The following is a 7,366-nucleotide window of genomic DNA, read 5'->3' on the forward strand; positions in this document are numbered from 1 at the left end:
CTGATGCAATTAAAAATGTGGACAGCTCCAAAGTCTCTTTGATTTTAACAGTTTCTTCGACATTATAATTCAAAGCCCAAAGATAACCAAGTATCTGATCGTTATGCTTCAAAGGAAAGAGGATACCGCTTTTAACACCATTCTCTAAAAGCAATGAATATAAATCCGGATCAACTGATTCAAGCCATGCTAAATCATGTTCATCTTTTATTATAAGGCACGAACTGCCATGAATAACTGCTCCAAACGAGTCTGCAATATCGTAAAAGCTGTCATTGCTATATATTTCTTCAGGTCGCAAATTACTATCAGACAACGTTGCTTCGCAGAAATTGATATATTTCCTATTTTCATTATCGTGATTTAAAATACAGCAATGTTCAGCTCCGCACATCTTACGGATATCTTCAATAACATCTTGAAATACATGACGAATATCATCTTTTTTGGCTCCTTGAAGCTTAATACTAATCTCAAGTGCATGTGTAGCTGTATTGGCCGAAAGACTTGCCTGTTGTTCAGCATCGGCAAATGGTGAAATATCACATGAATAAAGGCAGTACCCTACATTTTTCTTATCAGATTCTAGTGGAAGGAGGAACATATTGACCCATAAGCCCATACGCTCTAGGTGAACATAAGTATGAAGCGGTTGGCCAAGGCAAGCACAACGGAACATGAAGTCCTCGAAGTTTTTGTCCTGCGGCAAAGAATCTGAATATGGTGAATCTGGAACAAACGGACGCCCAAATATTTTTTCAGCATCCTCCCGATGTGCTTTGTTAGCCGCAACAACACGTATATTACCATATCTTCCATCCTGATATTTTTCAACTGATATAATACAGCTTCTACATTTATGATCTGCTACTACCTTGTCAAAATCCATAATTAACTTTCCTCTCATTTTTATTAAAAGCACGATTTAAGTCATATCTGTTACAAGTTTTTCTGCTTCTTCTTTCGGCAAAGGTCTGCCCCAGATAAAGCCTTGGATAAAATCGCAACCTATCTCCCTAAGAGTTTCAAGCTGCCTTTCCTCTTCAACACCTTCCGATATAACATCAAAACCCATAATATGACCGATAGAGATAATAGCAGCAACATACTGCTTCGACGACTCGTTCATATTCATTTTATCTATAAAGGACTTGTCTATTTTAAGTATATTTGCAGGGAAATTATTTAGATAGCTTAAAGAGGAATAACCTGTGCCGAAATCGTCTATTGCTATCTTTATTCCCATTTCATGTAACTTATCGATACACATAATTGCCTTTTCTGCCGAATCTATCATGATTGATTCCGTAATCTCAATTTCAACGCGATCAGATGCAAGACCGCTCTCATTCAAAATCTCCTTCAGTTCGTCAAGGAAATCGTTTTTCATAAGGTGACGAACAGAAACATTGACGCTTAATACTATATCAGCACCTGTTTTTTTGATAAGCTCTCCCAGAAACATTGCCGCTTTTCTGAAGACCGTTCCATCTACCTTATCCACAAGACCTACCTTTTCAGCAACAGGGATAAACTCTCCAGGACTGATGAAATTTCCATCGGTATCCTTCATTCGTGCAAGAGCTTCAAAACCTCGCAGTTTATGTGATATATCAAACTGTGGCTGTAAATTAAAATATATAGTATCATTTTCCAGAGCTTCCCTAAGCTTGTACTCTATCTCCAATGTACGCTCAACATTAAATAGTTCCTGCGTGGAACGAAGAATGTGATTGCTGCTATTTACTCGCTTGACTTCGTGCATTGCAGCAGCTGAAAATGATAACAAGCTATCACTTGTTTTTGCATCGATAGGAAATAAAGCATATCCGAAGCTTGCTGTAATGTAAAGATCACAATTATCAACAGTAAAGCGATTCTCAAGGACTGCTTCATAATGCTTAATAGTATGCATTATATCTTTATCTGAGCGATAATCGCGTATGATGATTGCAAACTCATCGCCACCCATTCGGGCGATATAATCATGAGTTCCCGATAGTCCCGCATCAACTATTGCTTTCCAGCGTGCAGCAATCTCTATGAGCACCTTATTACCCGTATCAAAGCCCATAGTATCATTTATGCTCTTAAAGCCGTTGATGTCAATGGAAACAACTGTAAAATTCTCACCTCTCTTAACAAGGTCTGATACCAACTCAGTGCAAGCAAAACGGTTGGGAAGCCCTGTCAGTTGATCGGTATAACTGATATTCTTCAGATGTTCAACCATTTTGTAACTTGCAAGTTTTGAAGAAATAAAGAATGTAATTAGTTCCAGTGTCTCCTTGATACGCATGGTATTAGTGGTATCAAAATTTGTACTCCAGATAAGACCGAGAACATCATTATCATACCTCAAAGGAAACATTATAAAACTATCAACATTTGCTTTATCAAGATTGTCATACCATTCATAATTAATATTTCGTATAAAATCTTTATCTTTTTCGTCCTTTATTATCAGGCAGTCACTTCCCGATACCATAGCGAGCCACGTATCTGTTATCTCCGCTATATTCTTAAACTGAGTAACGCGTTTAACACGGCTATTTTTATCAACACTTGTGCAGCACTCGGTGAAAAGCCCTGTGGTCTGCTCCCTCAGCATTATAGTGCAAACATCAGCCCTACATATCAAACGTATATCACTTATTATTTCATCCATAGTTTTATTGAAGTCATTAGTACTATGAAGCTTTACACAGCATTTTATTATGTCAGATGATACAGTGTCAGACTGGCTTGAGCTTATACCTACCTCATCGGAATTACTAGGCTGTGCGGTATACAGACAGTAGCAAATATTTCCTTCCTCATACTCAATTGGGAGCGCAAAAATATCAAACCATATATTCATGTCATTCAAATGAACATAGGTATGTATCGGTATCTTCTTTACAGCAGCACGGTAGCATATATCTTCAAATCCGGTATCCTTCGGAAGATACTTCTCATAAAGTGAATTTGAAATAAACTTATTGTTGCTCTGAAAAACATCGGGAATTCCAAGAATACTCGGATCAGAAGTAAAAACAGGGTGCTCAATCGGCTCAAGATAGCTTTTATTTCCTGCTACAAGTCGTATTTCACCATACCCACCGTCACTTTTTCTTTCTACTGAAATAATACATGTAGGAGAATGAAATTTATCTGCGAGGTCCTGGAAATTCATAGCTACTCCTTTCGTTGACAAAGCAGTTATTGTACAATAATGCCGCTTTGATAGTCAAACTATATATTTTATAGATAATATACACAATACATTATATTGCTATTATACAACAATAGGTTTTGAAAAGCAATGGACAAAATGTAAAGAATATAGAATTCTAGCTATTCATCACAGGTAAAAATATAATTTATTAACATTAACTAGACTATTACAACTAGCTATAATAAAAAAGGCGGCTACATTTGATTTAATGTAGACACCTTTTATAATATTTGTTATGTTTTGTATATCTCAAAATAAATAACAGCACTTATCACGATTACACAACAAACCGTATTAATCAGTTAAATGAGAGTATAATTCTTTTTCTTTGGTAATTCTGTATAGCCTTTCTTCAGTCAGATTGTACATTAAAAAATAGTAACAGACGTTTTACCTTATAATTTTTCTCCAATTATAACACTATTTCACCTGAAATGATCTTTTTGATATTATCTTACTGTATATCCATACGATTTTCAAAGCTATGATATTCAGAAAAGATCCAGCATGCTGTCGAGATAGATCTCTTCACGGACAGTTAGCTGATATTCCGGCTTTGTGAGATAATAAAGCAGAAATTCCAGATTGACAGCACTACCTAGTCCTCTGCCTTCTATTTTGAAATTAGAAAAACCGAGGGGCAGATAGGTATTGATGATGTCATCGATACTGATAAATTCAGGATTTTTCATTGCCTTCGAAAAACGGTATCCGTCCTTTGCATCAGGTGCGGTACAGATGTGTTCAGGACAGTCTTCTCCGAGATTTTTCTTGCTGACATTTTCATAGCACGCTTTTCTGTCTTTGCAGCTAAACGAGCAGCATTCATTGCACAGAAATTCAACTTTATCTTTCTGGACCTGCGAGAGTGTATCAAGTTTATCATATAGCTTATTCATCCTGAAATCAGGAACTACATATTTAAAATCAATCCGTTCTGTTTCCTTTAAAAACTGATCAAAATCAGTCTGAACCTTTGTAGTCGAGGAAACGAAATAAAGGTTTGGATAATTATTTTTAATATGTTCAAGCAGAAGTTCCGAGTATATAATCACACCGTTCTGTACACCTTTGCTTCCGGAAAAAAGCTCACACAGAGAATTACAATTCCTGTCAATGAGATGTTCAGGTTTTAAAAGCGAGTTACTGAAAGTGAGCCTTGAAGAAATACTGTATTTATTCATAAGTGCAAGGACATCTTCAGCTTTACATTCGCCGAATCCAGCTCGTCCACCACCCCAAATACAATCGGCAGGAGCGCCATAGACAGATGCTATTTCGCACCAGTCGTAAAGTATTCTGGATGTTCATTGTACAGTGGCAGAAACACACTGTACAGGTCATAGAACTCAAACAGTCCCGGAAGATGAAAATAAGCTTTATTTTGTGCAGTGTTTTCCATATGTAATCATACCATTTTCTTTAGTCTTAGACCATTTTAGTAAATTGATTTTATGTACATATAATGTATATTTAGTATACCAGAATTATCATATAAAATCAAGGTTATAATTTTTACACTTACCGCATTTGTTTATCTCTTGTTTACATGATATGTGTCTTCAGCCATTCAGCAGCCTCTTCTTTCGTAAAAACGCCATCATTTGAATAGTATTCCGTCATATCTTCAAGTCGTATACAGCCAAGCTGACCTCCATAGTTAGGGAAACCGCAGCCGCAATCTATATCAATCATCCGCTTCCCGTGAAAAATATGCATACTTTGATGGAACTGCTCTGTTGGAGTATGACCAAATATTACATTTTTTCTTGCAGGCATCTGCAAGAATGGCGTCAAGCGGTACCATACTATAAATTCATTAAGGTTATAGCTCGCCATATTCTCAGTTTCATATAGTTCCTGTGGTGCAGCGTGAACCAGTATGAATTTACGTCTATTTACAGTTATTTCTAATTGTACTGGAAGTGACTCCAGATAGCAAAGCAGCTCCTCCTGCTCTTTTTCTGTAAGGTTGAAATACTTATCAAAAGTGTCTAAACTTCTATTATTCCTCCACACTTGTTGGTAATGGAGATTTTCGGGGTATCTCAGGGCATTTATCATCATATACTCATGATTTCCTAGCAACATTGTACAATTCTTCATTGTCCTTATCTGCTGCAACAGTTCAATTCCGTATTTCCCGCGGTCGATAACATCTCCAAGAATATATAGATGATCCTCTGGCTGTAGGTTAATCATGGAGAGTATAGTATCAAATGCATCCTTATTGCCGTGAATATCCGAAAGAACATAATGCATCAAATAACTCCTCTTGTTTCTTTTTTTTCACAATTCTAATCTCCTTTTGCATCTTATAACGTTTCAACGCTATGAAATAGGAAGTGCATTTTATCAATATGCTTATCAGTATGCCAATGTCCGAGATACCAAGCCTTATATTCTATTGCTTCTTCTATGGTATCAAGCCATTGTTCTGTGCTGTTATCAACTTTTGATTGGTCTATTCCTGAAAGAAAACACTCTGTGGGAATATATTTATACGGACATGTATGAGAAAACACTATGTCTATTTTATTGTTCTTTACCTTCTCTTCAACATATTCCTTTATTGCCAGTGACGGCTGTTCGTCTGGCCACCAATTATAGCCGTTTCTCAGGCGATAGAACTTATCAACGCTGTATGCGCCGCCTATAACTATGCACTTATTTCCTTCAAGCTCAAATATATCTCCATCCATAGGAAACAGTATATTCGGATACACCTCCTCATAGAGAACACGTCCGCCGTTCCAGATCATTTCCTTATATGAAGCTATATTCTGAGGACGATTCTCATGATTACCATGAATACAAAAGAATGTAACTCCAATATTATTCATTTCTTCTTTTATAAATTTATCTCGTAATCTTCCTGTATAGTTTACAGCTACATCTCCGAGAATAACTATTATATCATCTTCTTTTGGTTCGTATTTCTCTACCAAGTCGAATATAGGCTCAAGAGAGCCGTGTATATCTCCCGTAATATATATCATGGTATCTCACCTGCCTTTATGTATCAATTATTATACCACATATATTCATGTTTGTCATTAACTATTTAGTTTAAAAATACAATAACAGGCTTAGAGAGACTGCTACTATTTTACAAATACTTATGTAACAAGTCTAGCATATTAAAATCAACTATGTCCCATGATTCTAATTCTCTTTCATCAAGAGTAAATTAATTTATGATGACTAGACGTAAAACATTATAGCCCATTTCCCTTCTTAATAACATATTATGCTTTTTCCGTTTCATAACAGAATATCAGCCGAAAACAGCCTCGTTTTTTCAACCTTTTATATATTTTATGGGTTGATAGAATAGTGTTTATCGCATAAAATTAAAGTGGATATTAAAATTCAAGGAGGAATCCCACATGAACTCAAATTTTTTCATTCGTATGACATCATTGGTGATTGCTGCCGCATCGATAAGCACCTCGGTTACCTTTCCATCACATCAGTCCGCGGCAGCAGAAAACAACGCAATATGCAGCTTCAGTCTGGCCGATGTTACTATGACCGACGAGTACTGTGTCAACGCCTTCAGCAAGGAGATGGAATACCTACTTTCCTTTGATACTGACAGGCTCCTTGCAGGTTTCCGAGAAAACGCCGGCCTCAATACAAAAGGCGCAAAACGTTACGGTGGCTGGGAAAACACCAATATTGCTGGTCATGCCATAGGTCATTACCTTACTGCTCTGGCGCAGGCCTATCAGCACCCGGAGCTTTCGGACGCTCAGCGTGAAGCTGTGAAGTCGAGAATGTACACCCTTATTGATGGTATGCGGGAATGTCAGAAGAATTCCAAAGGCAAGCAAGGCTTTATATGGGCAGCTTCTCACCCAAACGGAACGAGTGTGGAGTTGCAGTTTGACAATATTGAGGCAGGAAAGGCAAATATCATCGATGAGGCATGGGTGCCATGGTATACCATGCACAAGCTCATCGCAGGCATAGTTGATATATATAATGCCACAGGCTATGCTCCTGCAAAGGAGCTGGGTTCAGGTCTAGGAGACTGGGTATATAATCGCTGCAAGACCTGGGACTCTAGGAAGCACAGTACGGTCCTCTCCATCGAATACGGTGGGATGAACGACTGTCTCTACGACCTGTACATGATAACAGGCA

General features: G+C 37.4%; 5 protein-coding genes and 1 pseudogene. 1 reads left to right on the forward strand and 5 read right to left on the reverse strand.

What is annotated here, in order from left to right; translation table 11 throughout:
• From J6U00_RS13140 to J6U00_RS13160, 5 genes and pseudogenes are all read right to left on the reverse strand, one after another.
• A partial coding sequence (locus J6U00_RS13140; protein WP_296582549.1) for a GAF domain-containing protein occupies positions 1-889 on the reverse strand: 889 nt, incomplete at its 3' end.
• Positions 890-925: 36 nt separating this feature from the next.
• Positions 926-3,175: a bifunctional diguanylate cyclase/phosphodiesterase gene (locus J6U00_RS13145; RefSeq protein ID WP_296582550.1), complete on the reverse strand. Its 2,250-nt coding sequence runs from the start codon at positions 3,173-3,175 to the stop codon at positions 926-928.
• A 533-nt stretch (positions 3,176-3,708) separates the two neighbouring features.
• A pseudogene (locus J6U00_RS13150) lies at positions 3,709-4,619 on the reverse strand (hypothetical protein).
• Positions 4,620-4,762: 143 nt separating this feature from the next.
• Positions 4,763-5,479, reverse strand: a complete 717-nt coding sequence (locus tag J6U00_RS13155; protein WP_296582552.1) for a metallophosphoesterase family protein — start codon at positions 5,477-5,479, stop codon at positions 4,763-4,765.
• Between the two features lie 53 nt (positions 5,480-5,532).
• Entirely contained in the window at positions 5,533-6,216 is a 684-nt protein-coding gene (locus tag J6U00_RS13160) for a metallophosphoesterase (RefSeq protein ID WP_296582554.1), read from the reverse strand.
• 390 nt (positions 6,217-6,606) lie between these two features.
• Here J6U00_RS13160 and J6U00_RS13165 point away from each other — a divergent pair.
• The coding region (locus J6U00_RS13165) for a beta-L-arabinofuranosidase domain-containing protein (RefSeq protein ID WP_296582556.1) at positions 6,607-7,366 on the forward strand (760 nt) is incomplete at its 3' end.

This window comes from Ruminococcus sp. (genome assembly GCF_017650195.1).
Taxonomy (GTDB): Bacteria; Bacillota; Clostridia; order Oscillospirales; family Ruminococcaceae; genus Ruminococcus.

Coding starts and splice junctions, on each gene's coding strand:
- J6U00_RS13145 (WP_296582550.1), bottom strand. CDS start 3,175: ATGAATTTCCAGGACCTCGCAGATAAATTTCATTCTCCTACATGTATT.
- J6U00_RS13155 (WP_296582552.1), bottom strand. CDS start 5,479: ATGCATTATGTTCTTTCGGATATTCACGGCAATAAGGATGCATTTGAT.
- J6U00_RS13160 (WP_296582554.1), bottom strand. CDS start 6,216: ATGATATATATTACGGGAGATATACACGGCTCTCTTGAGCCTATATTC.